At 62.4% G+C, this 17,896-nt stretch carries 18 protein-coding genes; 7 read left to right on the top strand and 11 right to left on the bottom strand.

Going from position 1 to position 17,896, the window contains the following annotated elements:
- Nucleotides 1-6 precede the first annotated feature (6 nt).
- The 5 genes from AC0L14_RS16440 to AC0L14_RS16420 all read right to left on the bottom strand — a co-directional run bounded on the left by AC0L14_RS16440 (nucleotide 7) and on the right by AC0L14_RS16420 (nucleotide 2,217).
- The gene (locus AC0L14_RS16440; protein WP_473528417.1) at nucleotides 7-510 is read right to left on the bottom strand and encodes a DUF3280 domain-containing protein; all 504 of its coding nucleotides are present in this window, start codon (nucleotides 508-510) and stop codon (nucleotides 7-9) included.
- 116 nt (nucleotides 511-626) lie between these two features.
- Nucleotides 627-1,070 carry a hypothetical protein gene (locus AC0L14_RS16435; RefSeq protein ID WP_473528416.1) on the bottom strand — a complete coding sequence of 148 codons (444 nt, stop codon included), beginning with the start codon at nucleotides 1,068-1,070 and terminating at the stop codon, nucleotides 627-629.
- Entirely contained in the window at nucleotides 1,067-1,432 is a 366-nt protein-coding gene (locus AC0L14_RS16430; protein ID WP_473528415.1) for a TfoX/Sxy family protein, read from the bottom strand. The genes AC0L14_RS16435 and AC0L14_RS16430 overlap by 4 nt, the downstream gene beginning before the upstream one ends.
- Nucleotides 1,422-1,889, bottom strand: a complete 468-nt coding sequence (locus AC0L14_RS16425; RefSeq protein WP_473487738.1) for an SRPBCC family protein — start codon at nucleotides 1,887-1,889, stop codon at nucleotides 1,422-1,424. The genes AC0L14_RS16430 and AC0L14_RS16425 overlap by 11 nt, the downstream gene beginning before the upstream one ends.
- Entirely contained in the window at nucleotides 1,876-2,217 is a 342-nt protein-coding gene (locus AC0L14_RS16420; protein WP_473487788.1) for an ArsR/SmtB family transcription factor, read from the bottom strand. Before AC0L14_RS16420 ends, AC0L14_RS16425 begins: the two co-directional genes overlap by 14 nt.
- A 178-nt stretch (nucleotides 2,218-2,395) precedes the next feature.
- On the opposite strand from AC0L14_RS16420, the gene AC0L14_RS16415 reads away from it, so the two are divergent.
- From AC0L14_RS16415 to aspS, 3 genes are all read left to right on the top strand, one after another.
- Nucleotides 2,396-3,052: a hypothetical protein gene (locus tag AC0L14_RS16415; protein WP_473750183.1), complete on the top strand. Its 657-nt coding sequence runs from the start codon at nucleotides 2,396-2,398 to the stop codon at nucleotides 3,050-3,052.
- Entirely contained in the window at nucleotides 2,946-3,173 is a 228-nt protein-coding gene (locus tag AC0L14_RS16410; protein ID WP_473750177.1) for a GNAT family protein, read from the top strand. The genes AC0L14_RS16415 and AC0L14_RS16410 overlap by 107 nt, the downstream gene beginning before the upstream one ends.
- 199 nt (nucleotides 3,174-3,372) lie before the next feature.
- Nucleotides 3,373-5,163, top strand: coding sequence for an aspartate--tRNA ligase (gene aspS, locus AC0L14_RS16405; RefSeq protein ID WP_473750176.1), 1,791 nt, complete (start codon nucleotides 3,373-3,375; stop codon nucleotides 5,161-5,163).
- A 266-nt stretch (nucleotides 5,164-5,429) separates the two neighbouring features.
- Here the strand turns inward: aspS and AC0L14_RS16400 are convergent, their stop codons facing one another.
- Nucleotides 5,430-6,620 carry a hypothetical protein gene (locus AC0L14_RS16400; protein ID WP_473487736.1) on the bottom strand — a complete coding sequence of 397 codons (1,191 nt, stop codon included), beginning with the start codon at nucleotides 6,618-6,620 and terminating at the stop codon, nucleotides 5,430-5,432.
- Nucleotides 6,621-6,875: 255 nt separating this feature from the next.
- On the opposite strand from AC0L14_RS16400, the gene parC reads away from it, so the two are divergent.
- Together parC and AC0L14_RS16390 are read left to right on the top strand one after the other, a co-directional pair.
- Entirely contained in the window at nucleotides 6,876-9,128 is a 2,253-nt protein-coding gene (gene parC, locus AC0L14_RS16395; protein WP_473528411.1) for a DNA topoisomerase IV subunit A, read from the top strand.
- 279 nt (nucleotides 9,129-9,407) lie between these two features.
- Nucleotides 9,408-10,616, top strand: coding sequence for an AI-2E family transporter (locus AC0L14_RS16390; protein WP_258117865.1), 1,209 nt, complete (start codon nucleotides 9,408-9,410; stop codon nucleotides 10,614-10,616).
- On the opposite strand, the gene AC0L14_RS16385 is transcribed toward AC0L14_RS16390, so the two are convergent.
- From AC0L14_RS16385 to AC0L14_RS16375, 3 genes are all read right to left on the bottom strand, one after another.
- A complete protein-coding gene (locus AC0L14_RS16385; RefSeq protein ID WP_473528410.1) occupies nucleotides 10,604-11,500 on the bottom strand; it encodes a DMT family transporter in 897 nt (298 codons plus the stop codon). The two genes, AC0L14_RS16390 and AC0L14_RS16385, sit on opposite strands and share 13 nt — an antisense overlap.
- Nucleotides 11,501-11,622: 122 nt before the next feature.
- Nucleotides 11,623-12,387, bottom strand: coding sequence for an arginyltransferase (locus tag AC0L14_RS16380; protein ID WP_095491336.1), 765 nt, complete (start codon nucleotides 12,385-12,387; stop codon nucleotides 11,623-11,625).
- A 136-nt stretch (nucleotides 12,388-12,523) separates the two neighbouring features.
- Nucleotides 12,524-12,994, bottom strand: a complete 471-nt coding sequence (locus AC0L14_RS16375; RefSeq protein ID WP_473528409.1) for an RDD family protein — start codon at nucleotides 12,992-12,994, stop codon at nucleotides 12,524-12,526.
- A 308-nt stretch (nucleotides 12,995-13,302) separates the two neighbouring features.
- Between AC0L14_RS16375 and sthA the strand changes: the two genes are divergently transcribed.
- Entirely contained in the window at nucleotides 13,303-14,691 is a 1,389-nt protein-coding gene (gene sthA / locus AC0L14_RS16370; RefSeq protein WP_473487786.1) for a Si-specific NAD(P)(+) transhydrogenase, read from the top strand.
- Nucleotides 14,692-14,703: 12 nt separating this feature from the next.
- Here the strand turns inward: sthA and AC0L14_RS16365 are convergent, their stop codons facing one another.
- On the bottom strand, nucleotides 14,704-15,375 hold the full coding sequence (locus AC0L14_RS16365) for an alpha/beta hydrolase (RefSeq protein WP_473528408.1): 672 nt from the start codon (nucleotides 15,373-15,375) through the stop codon (nucleotides 14,704-14,706).
- 194 nt (nucleotides 15,376-15,569) lie between these two features.
- Here AC0L14_RS16365 and AC0L14_RS16360 point away from each other — a divergent pair, with 194 nt between their 5' ends.
- Complete coding sequence (locus AC0L14_RS16360; protein ID WP_473528407.1) at nucleotides 15,570-16,778, top strand: OpgC family protein; 1,209 nt, start codon at nucleotides 15,570-15,572, stop codon at nucleotides 16,776-16,778.
- Between the two features lie 16 nt (nucleotides 16,779-16,794).
- On the opposite strand, the gene AC0L14_RS16355 is transcribed toward AC0L14_RS16360, so the two are convergent.
- Nucleotides 16,795-17,877 carry a LacI family DNA-binding transcriptional regulator gene (locus AC0L14_RS16355; protein WP_473528406.1) on the bottom strand — a complete coding sequence of 361 codons (1,083 nt, stop codon included), beginning with the start codon at nucleotides 17,875-17,877 and terminating at the stop codon, nucleotides 16,795-16,797.
- Nucleotides 17,878-17,896 lie beyond the last annotated feature (19 nt).

Below are 17,896 nucleotides of genomic sequence, written 5' to 3'. Positions count from 1 at the left end.
GGCGTCCTACCGCAAAATTCTGTTTGTCATCAGCCATTTCACGGAGCGGGGCCACGCGTAATTCGCACCCATGCGAAGATCGGTAAAGCCTTGGGAAACAGGTTTCCCGGTTTCAGCGTCGAGGATGCGAATGAACATGGTATGCTCTGTTCGGTTGACACGCGTCACGACGCCCAGCAAGGCAAAAGAGGCGCCGTGTTCTTTGGCGATTTTGCCTTCACAGCCGCCGCAGTTGCGCAATCCGTGCGGCGCAACCGCCTGCTCATCGCTGGCTGGCGCATCAACCACTGTAAAGCGCCCGGACTGGGAGAGCATGTCCTTCGCCATTTGTGCCGACTCGGACAGATAGCGCCTATCGTGTTCATCCGGCGGAATTATTCCTGCGCCAGCGCTCTTGTCTTCCAATTCGAATGGAAACACCTCGATTGACATCGGCGTTGTCTGAGCGTGTGCAAATGTGCAGGTGCCAACAAGCAGCGTCATCAGGACAGTCAATGTGCGAATGCGCATGGTAGTCCTCCCGTCAGTATGACGATGACGGCCATTGTACACGGCTTGACCACCCTGACCACGATCAAGGCAGAAGGTAGCAGTCGGCTTCCGTCAGTCGAAGCGCCTTCCCTCGGTCAGGCCTTGAGCTCCGACACCCCGACTCGCGCGTCTCGTGAGGAGGATCGACCGAAGGCAAAAGCGGTCAGAGGCCCGACGAGCAACCACTGCACGACCGTGAATGCTGTCTCGATCGTGAGGTAGTCGGGAACCGATGCCATCACGTTTTTTGCAGCGACGGCGAGCGTGGTGAAGCTCCACGACAGAACGGCGCCGAAGGCTGAGTAGACCAGTCCGCGCGACAGAATTGTACCGCTCCGCCGCGCAAACGCCTGTTCGTAGACCCAGGCGAAAAGGACTGCCTGGATCAGCATCGACAGGAAACCAAACGCGATGATGATGTTGCTCCGATAGATCGCAAGCTCCGCGTAATAGCGCTCGAAAAGGATCAGATGCCAGACAAATCCGAGCGCGAATGTCGGCACGACGTAGGCAAGAACACCAAGGAAGAAGCGTGTCATTTCCGTTTTCCTTTCGTCAAAGCCGGCTTCTGGCCGGGCAGCTTTGGCGGCAGGGTCTGCACGAAGGCGATCGCCGGTTGGAGCCACCTGCCGACTCCTTCACCGGTCAGCGCCGGGGGATCGACGTAGATGTAGCCTTCCATTACCCGCCCCCTCATCTCCATCGGACGCGCTCCGGGCTCGGCAAGCGCTTCGTGCTGGCGGTCCTTGCCGACGCGAACCAGCAAACCGCGCCGGGACGCAGCCGCGACCATGTTGCCGTTCAGCATGAAACCTAGCCCGCCGAACATCTTGACTTCGCGGATATCACCGACGCCCGCGAGAGCGGCACGGACGCTTGCGGCAAGCTCGTCAGCGGTCATGCTGCAAATCCTGTGCTTCGAGCAACGCGGTCAACTGATCCAGAGCACCACGCCAGCCGACGGCGTGACGCACGATCGCGTCGCTGCGCGTAAGCTTTTCATGGCGGATGACGAGTTCGCTGCCGGCGCCGTCCGGCGTGATGATCACCGTGACCTCCGACTCGATGCCTGCATGCTCGTCCGGCGGCTCGATTATCCACGAAAAGACGATCTTCGCAGGCTGCTCGATCGATAGAAAAGCGCCACCGACGATGACGATTTCTCCTTGCTGCCGCTGGTAGGCGAAGCGATAGGCGCCATTGACGTGGAACTCGAACTGCAGGACGGTGAGTGTGATCTCCGGTGCCGGCTTCAGCCATCTTCCGACCAGCTCGGCCTCGGCAAAGGCGGCAAACACTTCCTCGGGCGCGGCGCTGAAACGTCTGCGCACTTCGGCGACGGTCTTATCGATGGTCATCGTTTGCGCCCTCCGACAAAAGGCGATCGAGCTGCTCGACCGCACCCGTCCAGAATGCCTGATGGCGCGCGATCCATGCCTGCGCATCCTGCAGAGGCTCTCGGCGCAACCGGAACTGATGAACACGCCCCTCAATGGCGCGTTCAATAAGCCCGGCCTGCTCCAGCACCTTCAGATGCTTGGAGATCGTCGGCTGGGTAGAGCGAAATTGGCGGCCGAGTTCGCCGGCGCTTCTGGCCTCACCTCGAGCGAGCGCATGAATCATTGAGCGACGCGTCCCGTCCGCCAAAGCGTGAAACGTTCGATCGAGACTGGCCACCTTTTGCATAGCCATATGGCTATACGTCATTCGAGCGGCAAATGCAAGGACGTGCAAGGCCGAAAATCCCTCTGCGCGCTGCGTCATACCCTGAAGGGGGCCCGGTTGGTTCCAGCAGGAAGCAGCCTGGCTGTATATTCCACCGTGCTTGCTATACTCCACCGGGCAGTCACGCAGGGGGCTTCACATGTCAGGCTATTTCGGCACAGAGGTTCAGCAGCGCCTGCAAGCTCAAGCTGAGGCGAGTGTCGACTTCATCAATGCAACCCCCGGCGCGTGCCAGACCGGGCGCACTATGGGGTGCGACGATCCCGACCGGTTCGGGTGGGAAATGATCGACAAGATACTCAATCGCGACGGCATCTGCGGCTTTCGTATGATACCTGCAAGCAAGGCGGATGAGCTCAAGTCGCGATTGGCCAAGGGGGGCTTCCGTTTCGATTCCTGGGACGTATTCTCCGCCGACCAGGCAAGTGCCCTGGCGGCATCGGAGGCGATTATCGGCCGGGGATTGCCCGATGGACTTCTCGATCAAGACATGGCGGCCGAGCCGGATGGTGAGTATACGATCCGCATCCAGGCCTTCATGGCGGCGTTGGGCGTGGTGCCGTTTTCGGGGTCGCTGCTTGCCGGAACCCTGGGGCCGGCGACGACGGTAGTGGTTGGTGACGAGAGGGGGACCGTCGTGGCAACCGCGCATGGCTACCTGGCTCACAATTCCCATAGCATGGGTCGGGCTGGTTGCGGTCGCGCAATCGCAGAGGGGTCGAGGGCTTGGCAACTACGTCAACGCTCGCATGATCGTCAGTGTGGTTCGCGATTTGCATGCGACGCACATTTATGAGCTCGTATCGGCCTCGAACCTACCGTCCCGACGAATGGTGGAATCATGTGGACTTCGTCGCGATCCCGCTGTTGTGTGCGGGGTTGCCACGCTTGGCGATGGTGCGCGCTTCACCCGCTAACCACCATTGGCGGTTGATGTTGGACCAGGGCTCATTCCGAGCGATGACCGCTTAGGCTCGAAGCCGAACTTCGAACCGAGATGCTGCCCGTGCGCCGCCTGCCTTGACAAAGGCGGCCTCTCATGTGCTTTTCGCGCAAATTTTCGGGCCGGGCTATCATGCCTTGGCCGCAATCAAACATCCGGACCTACCAATGACAATGCATCGTTACCGCAGCCATACCTGTGCCCAGTTGAGGAAGAGCGACGTCGGTTCTTCCGTTCGCCTGTCGGGCTGGGTGCATCGCGTGCGCGACCATGGCGGCTTGCTGTTCATCGATTTGCGCGACCACTATGGCCTGACCCAGATCGTCGCCGATCCGGATTCGCCGGCCTTCAAGATTGCCGAGACGGTGCGCGGCGAGTGGGTCATCCGCGTCGACGGCGAGGTCAAGGCGCGCCTGGCCGAGACGGCGAACGCCAACCTGCCGACCGGCGAGATCGAGGTTTTTGCACGCGAGATCGAAGTGCTGTCGGCGGCCAAGGAATTGCCGCTGCCGGTGTTCGGCGAGCCGGACTATCCCGAGGATATCCGCCTCAAATACCGCTTCCTCGACCTGCGCCGCGACACGCTGCACAAGAACATCGTGGCGCGCACGAAGGTCATCGCCGAGATGCGCAAGCGCATGGGCGAGGTCGGCTTCACCGAATTCTCGACACCGATCCTGACCGCTTCGTCGCCAGAAGGGGCGCGCGACTTCCTGGTGCCGTCGCGCATCCATCCCGGCACCTTCTACGCGCTGCCGCAGGCACCGCAGATATACAAGCAATTGATCATGGTGTCGGGCTTCGACCGTTACTTCCAGATCGCGCCGTGTTTCCGCGACGAGGACCCGCGCGCCGACCGGTTGCCGGGCGAATTCTACCAGCTTGACGTGGAAATGAGCTTCGTCGAGCAGGACGACGTTCTGGCGACAATGGAGCCGGTCATGCGCGCGGTCTTCGAGGCCTTTGCCGCCGGCAAGCCGGTGACGCAGGAGTTCCCGCGCATCGCCTATGACGTCGCTATGCGCAAATACGGCACTGACAAGCCGGACCTGCGCAACCCGATCGAGATGCAGGCGGTCTCCGATCATTTCCGCGATTCCGGCTTCAAGGTTTTCGCCAACATCCTTGCCAACGACCCCAAGGCCGAAGTCTGGGCCATTCCGGCCAAGACCGGTGGTTCACGCGCCTTCTGCGACCGCATGAATTCGTGGGCGCAAGGCGAGGGCCAGCCGGGCCTCGGCTACATCTTCTGGCGCAAGGAGGGCGAGAAGCTCGAAGGCGCCGGTCCGCTTGCCAAGAACATTGGCGAGGACCGCACCGAGGCAATCCGCCTCCAACTCGGCCTTGCCGATGGCGACGCCGCCTTCTTCGTCGCCGGCGACCCGAAAAAGTTCGGCTCGTTCGCGGGAGCGGCGCGCACCCGCGCCGGCGAGGAGCTGAACCTCGTCGACCGCGACCGCTTCGAATTGTGCTGGATCGTCGACTTCCCCTTCTACGAATGGAACGAGGACGAGAAGCTCGTCGATTTCGGCCACAACCCGTTCTCTATGCCGCAGGGTGGCATCGAGGCGCTAAACGGCGAGGATCTGCTCGGCATCAAAGCGTTCCAATATGACATGGTCTGCAATGGTTTCGAGATCGCGTCGGGCGGCATCCGCAACCATTTGCCCGAAACCATGGTCAAGGCATTCGAGATCGTCGGCCTGGATCGCGAGACGGTCGAGGAGCGCTTCGGTGGCCTCTACCGCGCCTTCCAGTATGGCGCACCGCCGCATGGCGGCATGGCGGCCGGCATCGACCGCGTCGTCATGCTGCTGGTCGGCGCCAGGAACCTGCGCGAAGTGACCATGTTCCCGATGAACCAGCAGGCCTATGATCTGTTGATGAGCGCGCCATCAGAAGCCAGCCCGCAGCAGCTTCGCGAATTGTCACTGCGCGTCGCGGTGACCAAGAAAGAGGGTTAAAAACCTCCCGCAACCGACGCTAAACGCTGTCGGTTTGCGCTGCCCTCATTGCCCTGCCGGGCATTTCTCCCCGTATAGTGACGGGGAGAAAGACACTGTCACAAATGATTTCGCCAACTGCCAGCGTTGCAAGATGGGCGCAAACGTCGCGGCCGTCTCCCTTCTTCCCGTCACTATACGGGGAGAAGGTGCCGGCAGGCGGATGAGGGGCGGCGCTGACACTTCCAATGCAAGCGCATTTTGCAAACCGGCCAGAGACGTGCCGGTCAGTCTTCGTTCGCCTTGACCGTCACGCCAAGCGTCTTCGTCAGGTCCACCGGGTTTGACATGGCGCCCGCCATGATCAGCGCGAACGGCACCGCTGCCGGCGGCTCGGCCAAGATCTCGATGCTCTGCGGATCGTCGAGATATCTGCCGACCGCAGCCGACACCTGCGCCGTCAATTCGGGATTGTTGAGCTGCGCCATGCCGAAAGGCACGATCGCCTTGGCCTGGTTGGCGACGTCCTTGCCGGACATGCCTTGCTGCTTGCCGACATAGTCCAGCACCTTGTTGGTCAAGGAATCGTCGTCGAAGCGGATCGAAGCGCTGTTGAACGAAAGCTGCTGCAAGACGCCGAGCATGGCCATGCCTTGCGCCGAGTTGTCGGCGCCTTCGGGCTGCGCCGCCATCTTCTTCTGCATCTCCTGCAGCGACTTGATAACGTCAAGCGTGTAGCCGCCGAAACCGAAGGTCATGCCGAGCGTTCCGGCATTGTCGACGGAGATGTCGTATTTCGACAGCTCCATCTTGCCGTCCGCAGGCTGCCAGGTGCCCGCCATTTTAAGGTTCCCGCTGATGTTCTGGTAACCGAGCGCGTTGATCACCTCCCTGGACTTCGGGTCCTCGACCAGCGTCAGGTCGGCATTGAACTTTTCCGTGGTGCCGGAGAACGCCATCGCCTTGCCGTCGGCCGGCGGGGTGATTTCGATGGCGAGCCCGTCCATCGAGAAGGCGGTCTTGTCGCCAACCTTGACCGTCATGTTGTCGAGTTCGGCCGATTTGTACATCATCAGCGAGCCCAGCGGGCCTGTAGCGCCGTCGGCGGGAACCGTCATGTCGTGGATGACGAAGGGGCTGAGGTCGAGCGTGACGCCGTCTTCGCTGTGCTGGAACGCCGAAGTCGAGACGGTTTCGATTTCATAACCGCCATTGGCTTCGGTCACGCCTTCGAGTTTGATGTCGCCGAACTTGAGCGCTTCCTTTTCGGCCGCCGGTTTGAAGGCCACGCCTTGCAGCACCATGCTGGAGGCATCGCCCGTCACCCCGGTCCAGGAGATGTCGACGCCCTGGGCGGCGAGAGCCGCCTTCAGCCGGTCGGCGACCGCCGCATCCTGCGCCAAGGCCGCGTTCAGCGGCAGCGTCAGCAAAAACGTCGAAAAAGCAAGTTTGTTAAGTGTCGAGCGTCTGATCGTCATCGCGAGTCCCCTGAGCGTGTCCTGAAGATTGTCTTTTCAACTCGTTGCGCCGCCACCCTTCCGTGACGAACTGGACGGGAAAAAGGCGTTCTCCCGCACAATGGTCGAAAACCATGGCGAAACGCAAATCCGATCCATTGCCATAGAGCCGGGATGTAACCGATTGATGTTGGTCGGCGTCCAGTTCGTGTTGCGGAAGGGGCGGCGCATTCAGCGCCTCTTGCCGCGAATCACCCGCTCGGCTAGTCCCAGCCCATGGGAAAAAGGCTTTTACCGCCTGGCGATGGCGGTGGCGACAACATCGAGCCGGTCGATCTGAAGAAAGCGCTGGAAGAGCGCTATCTCGCCTATGCGCTGTCGACCATCATGCACCGGGCGCTGCCGGATGTGCGCGACGGGCTGAAGCCGGTCCACCGCCGCATCATGCATGCCATGCGGCTGCTCAGGCTCAACCCCGACCAGGGGTTCGCCAAATGCGCCCGCATCGTCGGCGAGGTGATGGGCAAGTTCCATCCGCATGGCGACCAGTCGATCTACGACGCGCTGGTGCGGCTGGCGCAGGATTTTTCGATGCGCTATCCCCTGGTCGACGGGCAGGGCAATTTCGGCAATATCGACGGCGATAACGCCGCCGCCATGCGCTACACCGAAGCGCGCATGACCGACGTGGCGACCGAGCTGCTGTCCGGTATCACCGAGGATGCGGTCGACTACCGGCCGACCTACAATGAGGAGGACGAGGAGCCGGTCGTGCTGCCCGGCGCCTTCCCAAACCTGCTCGCTAACGGCTCGTCCGGCATTGCCGTCGGCATGGCGACCTCGATCCCGCCGCACAATGCCGCCGAGCTCTGCGCCGCCGCCCTGCATCTGATCGAGCATCCGGATGCACCGGTGACGACATTGATGGACTTCGTCCAAGGTCCGGATTTCCCGACCGGCGGCATCATCGTCGATAGCCGTGCCTCGATCCTCGAAGCCTATGAAACCGGTCGCGGTGGTTTCCGCGTCAGGGCGAAATGGAGCCAGGAGGACCAAGGCAGGGGCACCTGGAGCATCGTCGTCACCGAAATCCCCTACGGCGTCCAGAAGGCGCGGCTGATCGAAAAGATCGCCGAGCTGCTGATGGCGCGCAAATTGCCGCTGCTCGAAGACATCCGCGACGAGAGCGCCGAAGACGTCCGCGTCGTGCTGGTGCCGAAGAGCCGTTCTGTCGATCCCGGAATCCTGATGGAATCGCTGTTCAAACTGACCGAGCTCGAAAGCCGCTTTCCGCTCAACATGAACGTCCTGTCGCGCGGCAAGATACCCAACGTGCTGTCGCTGAAAGGCGTGCTCAAGGAATGGCTGGAGCACCGCCGCGAGGTGCTGATCCGCCGCTCCAGGCATCGCCTCGGCGAGATCGAAAGGCGGCTGGAGATCCTCGCCGGCTATCTAATCGCTTATCTCAACATCGATGAGGTGATCAGGATCATCCGCGAGGAGGACGAGCCCAAGCAAGTCATGATGGCGCGCTGGTCGCTCACCGACAACCAGGCCGAAGCCATCCTCAACATGCGGCTCAGGGCCCTGCGCAAGCTCGAGGAATTCGAGATCCGCAAGGAATTCGACGGCCTCACTATCGAGAAGAAGCAGATCGAGGCGCTGCTTGCGTCCGACGCCAGGCAGTGGTCGACGATCAAGTGGGAAGTCTCCAGCATCCGCGAGAAATTCGGACCGGAGACCGAGCTCGGCAAGCGCCGGACCCAGTTCGCCGACGCCCCCGAACATGACCTGACCGACATCGCCCATGCCATGATCGAGCGCGAGCCGGTCACCGTGGTCGTTTCGGAAAAGGGCTGGCTCAGGGCGATGAAAGGTCACCTGACCGATCATTCGTTGCTGACCTTCAAGGAGGGGGACAGCCTCAAGCTCGCCTTCCACGCCCAGACCACCGACAAGGTGCTGGTCTTCACCACCGGCGGCAAGTTCTACACGATCGGCGCCGACCGGCTGCCGGGTGGGCGCGGCCATGGCGAACCGATCCGCATCATCGTCGACATGGACAACGACCAGGACATCGTCACCGCCTTTGTCCATGATCCCAAGCGCAAGCTGCTGCTGGTGTCGCACGACGGCAATGGTTTTGTCGTGCCGGAAGAAGAGGTTGTCGCCAACACTCGCAAGGGCAAGCAGGTGATGAACGTCAAGGCGCCCGACGAGGCCCAGCGCTGTGTGCCGGTCGCCGGCGACCATCTCGCCATCGTCGGCGAGAACCGCAAGATGCTGGTCTTCCCACTCGCCGAGATCCCTGAGATGGGGCGCGGCAAGGGCGTTCGCCTGCAGAAATACAAGGATGGCGGCGTTCTCGACCTCAAGACCTTCACGCTCGCGGGCGGTCTCTCCTGGCAGGATTCGGCCGACCGCACCTTCATCAAATCACGTGAAGAGCTGGTCGAGTGGATCGGTGCTCGAGCCTCGGCCGGACGCATGGTGCCAAAGGGATTCCCGAGGACGGGGAAATTCGGGTAGTTGCTAATCTCCCCCCTTGAGGGGAGATGTCGCCGAAGGCGACAGAGGGGGGTCGGAACGTTCAGACGCGACATCTTATTGCGGACAGAGGAGGCTGGAGCTTCATGCTCGGCGACCCCCTCTGGCCTGCCGGCCATCTCCCCCCTTGAGGGCCCTCAAGGGGGGAGATTAGCGCCTCCATGCAAACATTTGGAATGTCGTCACGATTGCTGCACTATGTCGGTGCATAAGCACCGCTACATAAGGCGACGACATACGCGTTTGGGGAGAAATGGGCATTTGAAAGAACCCAGGATTAAGAAACCGGAAGGGCAGCAGCGCTTGTTCGGCCTGTCGACGCCGGTCAGATCCGCCGTCATTCCACCGCTGTCGGCGGCGCGCTGGCTCCTGGTGCTGATCGTTGCCGCCGGGGTCTATTTCTTTCATGGTTTCCTGGTTCCGGTGCTGGCCGCTCTTGTCATCGCCTTTGCCAGCTGGCCGCTCTATCGGCGGCTGCTCGCTGCTGTCGGCGGCAACCGCACGATCGCCGCGACATTGGCGATCCTGTTCATTCTCACCTTCCTGGTGGTGCCGATCGCGCTCGCCGGCGCCTACGCCAGCAACGAAGTCCGCGAATGGGTCGGCTGGGCGATCGAGACCAACCGCGAAGGCGCGGTGACGCCGCACTGGATCGCCACGCTGCCCGTGGTCGGCGACTGGCTGAACGAGCAGTGGACGCGCAATCTCGGCCATCCCGGCGGCATCGGCGAACTGATCCAGCTGATCAGCGGCGCCAACATCGGCAGCATCTATCGCGGCGTGCTGGCCGCTGGCGGCAGCGCCTTCGGCCTTCTGCTGGCGCTGCTGTTCATGATGATCGCGCTGTTCTTTGCCTATCGCGACGGCGAGCATTTTGCCGGGCAGGTCGACCGTCTCGGCGAACGCATCCTGCCGACCAGGTGGGAGCGGATTTCACGCGTCGTGCCGGCGACGATTTCCTCGACAGTAACCGGCATGACCATTATCGCCATCGGCGAGGGGGTGGTGCTGGGCGTGGCCTACTGGCTGGCCGGCGTGCCGTCGCCTGTGACGCTCGGCGCCCTGACCGGCATCATGGCGCTGATCCCTGGCGGCGCACCGCTGTCCTTCACGCTTGTTTCGATCTATCTCGCCGCCAGCGGCTCGCCGATGGCCGGGTTGGCGCTGTTCATCTGGGGGGCTGTCGAACTGTTCATCGTCGACAAGACATTGCGCCCGAAACTGGTCGGCGGCCCGATAAAGCTGCCGTTCCTGCCGACCTTTTTTGGCCTGATCGGCGGCGTCAAGACGATGGGCTTTCTCGGCCTGTTCATCGGCCCGGTGCTGATGGCATTGCTGGTCGCGATATGGCGCGAATGGCTGCGCGAGGTGGAATTGGCCGACGAACTTGCCCCCGCAGCACCGGTGGAGCTGGAGGGGGCGCCGCCGCAAATCGAAATCGTTGCCGAGAAGAAGTCTCAGGCCGGGTGACGGACCGCAAGGGTTGCGCGGCGCTTGCGCCCCTCATGCAGCTGCCATAGTGAATGGGCGACCAGCGTGACGATCAGGATCGCACCGCCGATCAGGCTGTTGCGTGACGGCGACTCGGCAAAGATCATCCACATCCAGACGGGCGCCAGCACGGTTTCGAGCAGATAGAACATCGCCACTTCCGGCCCCGAAATATATTTCGGTCCGTTGGCGAGGCAGAAGAACGAGATCGGCATGATGACGGCGCCGTTGAAGATGATCCACCACGGCGCGTTCACCTGAACGCCTTCGCCTGAGACCATGAACACCGCGACGGCCAGCGGCAGGATCACGCCGATCAGCGATGTGAACCCCATGTCCTTGCCGCTGGCACGCGAGATGGTGATGGCCAGCGCGATGAAGAAAGCCGAGCACAGCGCCATAAGATCGCCGAACAGGTGCCCGGTGCCGATCGAATCGCCGACGATGATCGCGACGCCAACGATCATGGCCAGCATCGCGACCACGGTGACCAGTCGCGGCCGCTCCTTCAGGAACAGCCAGGACAGCAGCGCCGCGAACACGGTGTTGAAGGCCAGGATGAAGACCAGATTGGCGGTCGTGGTGTAATAGATGCTGGTGACGAAAGTGACCGAGGTCAGCCCGTAGCATATGGCGACAACGAGCCCCGACCAGCCGGGGATGAGCTGCGGCGCGTTCCTGCTCAGCGAGCGCCAGACGGCCCAGATGATCAGCGCCGCGACCAAGGTGGTGCCGGTGCGCAGCAGGAGGATCGTCCACGCGCCGCCGTCGGCGAGCCGGATCAGTGGAATGTCGATGGTCAGCGTCAGCCCGCCGATGGCGGTGATGAGAAGGCCCTTCTGGTGATCATTGTGGGACGACATGCGGCAATTCTCGCAATGAATTTGAAGGCCGGCCGGCCGCGCTTTTGCACACTCTCCGCTAAGCGGAAAGGCCAGCATGCTCTTCCTGGAAACAGTTTAAGATTGGATTTTGGAAAAACTATTCAGCGCGAAACCGCTTCGTGGTCGTAGCGTTCCCAGCCTTTCGGGCCGAGATGCTCCTGCGGCATGAAGCGCATCTTATAGTTCATCTTGCGCGAGCCGTTGACCCAGTAGCCGAGATAGACATGGGGCAAGCCCATCGCCCTGGCGCGGGCGATGTGGTCGAGGATCATGAAGGTGCCAAGCGAGCGGTCCTCGAAGTCCGGATTGAAGTAGGAATAGACCATCGACAGGCCGTCGGCCATCTTGTCGGTGAGCGCCACCGCGATCAGCTCGCCCTGGCCCTTGCCGGTGATGAAGCTGTCGGGGCCGCGGCGCCGGTACTCGATGACCTTGGTGTCGACATGCGTGTCCTCGACCATCATGGCGTAGTCGAGCACCGTCATGTCGGACATGCCGCCGCGGCGGTGGCGGGCATCGAGATAGCTGCGGAACAGCGAATACTGCTCGGTCGAAGGTTGCGCGTCGTGCATCGCGCCGATGAGGTCTGAATTGTGCTGTATCACCCGCCTCATGTTGCGGCTGGCGGTGAATTCCTGGGCCAGGATGCGCACCGAAACGCAGGCGCGGCAGGTCTCGCAGGCCGGCCGGTAGGCGATGTTCTGCGATCGCCGGAAGCCGCCTTGCGTCAACAGGTCGTTCATCTCCGGCGCCTTGTCGCCGACCAGATGCGTGAACACCTTGCGTTCGAACTGGCCCTCAAGATACGGGCACGGCGACGGCGCGGTCAGGAAGAACTGCGGCGACTGGGTAGGATGGTGCGTCATCGAACCTTGGAAACACTCCTGCGAATCATCATACCTTTGGCGCGTACGGCGAAAAATTCAACAGGATTGTGAAAGCGTGGGCATCGGAGCCTTCACTTTGCACACAAATGCTCGCGGGACTCGTGAAAAAGCTGTCTCAGCGGTCACTGCGGCTGACCACCGTGCCCAGCAGCAGGTCGTGCAGCGTGCGCTTGCGGTCGGCAAACAGCGACACCAGAAGCACCAGCGGCGTCAGGATGACGTTGCCCGCCCAAAACAGCACCGAGTGCACCACGGCCGTCAGCCCGTCGATACGGGTGCCGTCCAGACGGTCGAGCCGGATTCCCATCATCTTCATGCCCGTGGTGGCCTGGTCGGCGCTGCCGAGCGTGTTCCAGATGTAGAGGATGGCGACGGCCGGCACGAGAACGGAAAACAGCATCCAGCCGAGGCCGAGCGTCAAAATCCCGAGCAAGAACACCAGGATCGCGAACGGAATGGTAAGCAGCGCGACGATGCAGTAGTCGATGATGAAGGCGAGGACACGCCGCGTGCGCACGCCGTTATAGGCCCGGATATCATCAAGCCTGAAGGTGATGATTTCACCGTCGAGAACGCGCGCGTTCATGTCATTTCCTCGTCGTCAGGCCCGGGATAGGTTGCGGGCCGCCTGATGTTGAAATGGTGAAGTCTTGCGGCGGAATCAAGATCGGGCGTTTCCGCGGCATGCGGGGGAAACAGCGCCGGGTACAGCCCGAATCGGTTGAATTTGCAGCGCCGATGGCGTTAGTTTGCTGCAGCGCAGCAAAGCGCGCCTAGAGCGCCACGCGTCCTTTTGGACGCGCAAAGGACGCTCTAGCACTTTGAATCGGCGCATGATCCCCTTTCCGAAAACCGAAACCGGTTTTCGGGGTCATGCGCCAGGGCGAGGGCGACATGGACTACGACATGCTGGTCATCGGCAGCGGGCCTTCCGGGCGCCGCGCCGCGGTGCAGTCGGCCAAGCTGGGCAAATCCGTGCTGGTGGTCGACAGGGGCCGGCGGCTGGGAGGCGTTTCCGTGCATACCGGCACCATCCCGTCGAAGACGCTGCGGGAAACCGTGCTCAACCTCTCCGGCTGGCGCGAGCGCGGCTTCTACGGGCGCGGCTACCGGGTCAAGCAGGACATTTCGGTCGGCGATCTGATCGAACGCCTGCACAAGACGCTCGATCACGAGGTCGAGGTGCTGCAGCACCAGTTCATGCGCAACACGGTCAAGAGCGTGCGCGCTGCGGTCAAGTTTCTCGGTCCGAACAGAGCGAGCCTGACGACGGACAGCGGCGACTACAGTGAAGTCGGTTTTGCGCATGCGCTGATCGCGGTCGGTACCCGCCCGCACCGGCCGCGCGACGTGCCTTTCGACAAGACCCGTGTCTTCGACAGCGACGAGATGCTGGAACTCGAGCGCCTGCCGCGGACATTGACGGTGATCGGCGCCGGCGTCATCGGCGTCGAGTACGCGACGATCTTTTCGGCGCTCGACGTGCCGGTGACGCTGGTCGAGCCGCGCAACACCATCCTCGATTTCGTCGACCGCGAAATCGTCGACGATTTCATCCATCAGATGCGCGATCGCGGCATGACGATCCGGCTCGGCAGTGCGATCAAGGAGATCGCCTCGAAACCCGACTACGCCGAGGTGACACTCGCCGACGGCCGCACCATACGCTCGGAGATGGTGCTCTATGCCGCGGGGCGCACCGGCAATGTCGGCGCGCTCGGCCTGGACGCGGTCGGCATCGAGGCCGATTCCCGGGGCCGCATCAAGGTCGATCCGCAGACCTTCCGGACCAGCGCGCCGAACATCTATGCCGCCGGTGACGTCATCGGTTTTCCGAGCCTCGCCTCCACCTCGATGGAACAGGGCAGGGTGGCCGCCTGCCATGCCTTCGGCGTGCCGTTGCCGCCGCCGCCGGAAACCTTTCCCTACGGCATCTACGCCGTGCCGGAAATCTCGACCGTCGGCCAGTCCGAGGAGCAGGTGCGCGAGAGCGGCGGCGCGTATGAGGTCGGCGTGGCGCGCTTCCGCGAAACCTCGCGCGGCCATATCATGGGCGTTAACACCGGCTTCCTGAAGCTTCTGTTTTCGATCGAAACGCGCAGGCTGCTCGGCGCGCATATCGTCGGCGAGGGCGCGACCGAACTGATCCATATCGGCCAGGCGGTGATCAATCTCGGTGGCACCGTCGATTTCTTCGTCAACAACACCTTCAACTATCCGACGCTGGCCGAAGCCTACAAGATCGCTGGGCTGGATGCCTGGAACCGGATGGGGCGAGCGTAGAGCGTCGGCTGATCAATTCGCCTGCGCGATGGCGGTTGCCGGACGCGCCAGCCATTGCCTGACGATTACAGCATCCCGGTCGCCGATTTCATGGCCGGAGGCGATGGTGTGGGCGTCGACCGCGGCGCCATGTGATTCGAGCAATGTGACCAACGCCGGCGCGAAAGGCGCGTAGGTCAGGTCAGCGGCGCCGGCGATGATCAGCACGCGCGCCTTGGACAGATCGGCCGGGGGGACCTCGTCGAGCACCGGCATCGGGCGCAGCAATGCCGCCCGTTCGATGAGGCCGAAATGCAGCAGCATCACGCTCGAAACCAGATTGGCGCCGTTTGAATAGCCAAGAAAGATCGTTCGGGAGAGATCGAGCCCGTGGCGATTCGCGGCCGCGGTGATGAAGCCCGCGAAAGCGTCCGCCTCGGTGCAGATGCTCTCCTGTTCGAAGCGCGTCGGCGTGATCCGCGCGAACCAGCGGAATCCGTCCTCCTGGGCGATGCGACCACGCACCGCCACCAACACCGCGTTCGGTGCGATTTGCTGCCCGAGCGCCACCAGAGTCGACTCGTCGACACCGGATCCATGCAGCAGAAAAAGGCATTCGCCGGTTGGTTCTGCTGGTCTGTAGAGGCGATAGAAAAACGGCAGGTCGCGCCGCAAAAAGCCGTCTTCCAGAGGTTTTTCGGCCATAGTTGCATCCTTTTGATTTCGCGTCGCTTTTGTTCATTTGCCGACTTCAAAACGGAATATTTTCGGGCTCCTTCAAAGTTGATTGAACCGGGCGCATTTCAGTCCGTTTGTTCGCCGATATGCTCCTGCGGGAGCGAAGCGGTGCGCTGGGCGGTCGCATCGGCATGAACAACCAGCTTTGAGGCCTTTTATCGATGACCATGCCAATTTCACCGGATCGCGGCACGCGTATCCCGGATCGCGGAACGCGTATCCCGGATCGCGATACGCGCATCGATGTGTTCCGCGCCCTCGCTCTGCTGATCATATTTGTCGACCATGTCCCGGGCACGGTTTTCGAAACCCTGACTTACAAGAATTTCGGCTTTTCGGATGCCGCCGAGGCCTTCGTGCTGATCTCTGGCATGTCCGTCGCGCTCGCCTACGGCTCAAAATTCCAGTCCGGAAACCGGCTCATGGCCACACTGAAATTGTGGCGCCGCGCCGGTGTGCTCTATGTCGCCCACATTGTCACGACGATGGTGGTGCTGGCCATCTTCTGCGCGGCAGCGGTGTTCGCGAAGCGGCCGGACATGCTGACGCTGATCAACATCGAGCCATTGATCAAGAACCCGCAGCAAGCGCTGATCGGCATCGTCACGCTTGGCCATCAGCTTGGCTACAACAACATCCTGCCGGTCTATGCGGTGCTGCTGCTGATGGCGCCAACCTTCCTGCTGTTCATCAGCCGCAGGCCTTTCACGGCACTCACCCTATCCGGAGCTCTGTGGCTGGTTGCCGGGGTCTACCAGATCGCCCCGCCGAATTATCCTGAGCCCGGCTTCTGGTTCCTCAATCCGCTGTCGTGGCAATTCCTCTTCAACATCGGCCTGGCGAGCATGCTGCATATCAGGCGCGGCGGCACCATTCCGGTCAATCGCTGGCTGGTCGGCGCGTCGGCGGTCTATGTCGCGGCGGCGTTGGTCTGGGTGCACAGCCCGCTATGGGGGCACGTGTCGTGGCTGAACCTGCCCGTAGTGCTGACCGGCTTTGACAAGACGTTCCTGTCGCTGCCGAGGCTGCTGCACATCCTGGCGGTGAGCTACCTGATCGTGGCGTTTCCTTCTGTCTCGAACCTGTTCCGCACCAGCCGCGACCATCCGCTCGCCATATTGGGCAAACGATCGCTGCCGGTTTTCATCGCCGGCACGGTGATGGCCATGGCGGCGCAGGTGATGAAGCTGATCAACCCGGGCGGGTTTGCCTACGACAGCTTGCTGATCGCCGCCGGCATCGCCATGCAGTTCGCGCTCGCCTATTACCTCGAATGGCTGTCGGGTATTGGCGGCAACAGCAAGCCGGTCCGCAGCGAGCCGCCGCCGGTCAATGCACCCTTCGGCGTGAGCGGCATGGCGACAGGCTGAATCGATAGCGTCTGCCTCACGCTGTTTTGGGCGGCGGTCCGGAAGATGCCCTGACGACGAGTTCGACGCCAAGCGTCTCGCGTCGCACCGTGCCGTCGAAATCGAGGATCGTTCGCGCCGCCCGGCGGCCGATGTCGGCGATCGGCTGGGCAACCGTGGTCAGCGGAGGATCGCAAAGTGCGGCGTCCGGCACGCCGTCGAAACCGACGACGGAGACGTCGCCGGGAACCGCAATGCCACGCGCGGCCAACCATTCGATCGCGACCATGGCGATCCGGTCCGACATCGCCAGGATGGCGGTCGGCGGCTCTGTCGAGGCGAAGATCGTTTCGAGGCCGGCCGTTGTGCTGGCTTCGTCGTTTTCGGTTTCGTATACCGGTATCCCGGCGGTATCGACGCCGTACCGGGAAAACGCCTCGAAATAGCCGACGAGGCGATCGCGCGTGCCGGTGTAGACGGCCGCCCGGACTTGGCTCGGCGAGACAAGACCGGTGCTGTCGTCGGCGAAAGGCAGCGCCAGAACGGCGAAGCGGCGATGGCCAAGCTCGGCGAGATGCTGCGCCGCCAGGCGGGCGCCGGCGACATTGTCGACGCCGATTGCCGAAACAGTGTCGTCGTCGAAACCGAGCTCAAGCGCGACGAAAGGGAGTTTGCGTTCGCGCGTCAGTTCGACGAGGCGCGAGCCGCCCTCGATGCAGAACAGGATGAAGCCGTCGACCAGCGCGCTCTGGATGTTCCAGGCAAGCTTCTCCTGATTGCCGGCCGATACCAGCGCGATGCCGGCGCCGGTGGCGTCGCATGCCTCGGAAATCCCGGTCATCATCGCGCGGGCGAATGGGTCTTCGAAGAAATAGGACAGCGGCTCGGTCGTGGCGACGCCGATCGCGTTGACCTTGCCGGCACGCAGAAGCCGACCCTTGGGATCCGGCCCCGCATAGCCCATCGCCTCGGCCGCTGCCTTGACCCGTTCGCGGACCTCCTCGCGTACGATCTCGGGACGGCTGAACACGTTGGAGGCAGTGCCGTGCGAAACTCCGGCGGCCTTGGCGATGTCTGCCAGCCGGATGGGTTTCGTATTGCCTTCGGTGGATGACGCCATTTTCTGCTTCCGGACTCCT

Source organism: Mesorhizobium sp. WSM4841, from assembly GCF_055811515.1.
Note: the sequence above shows the minus strand (reverse complement) of the source record. Positions and strands in the feature narration are given on the sequence as shown.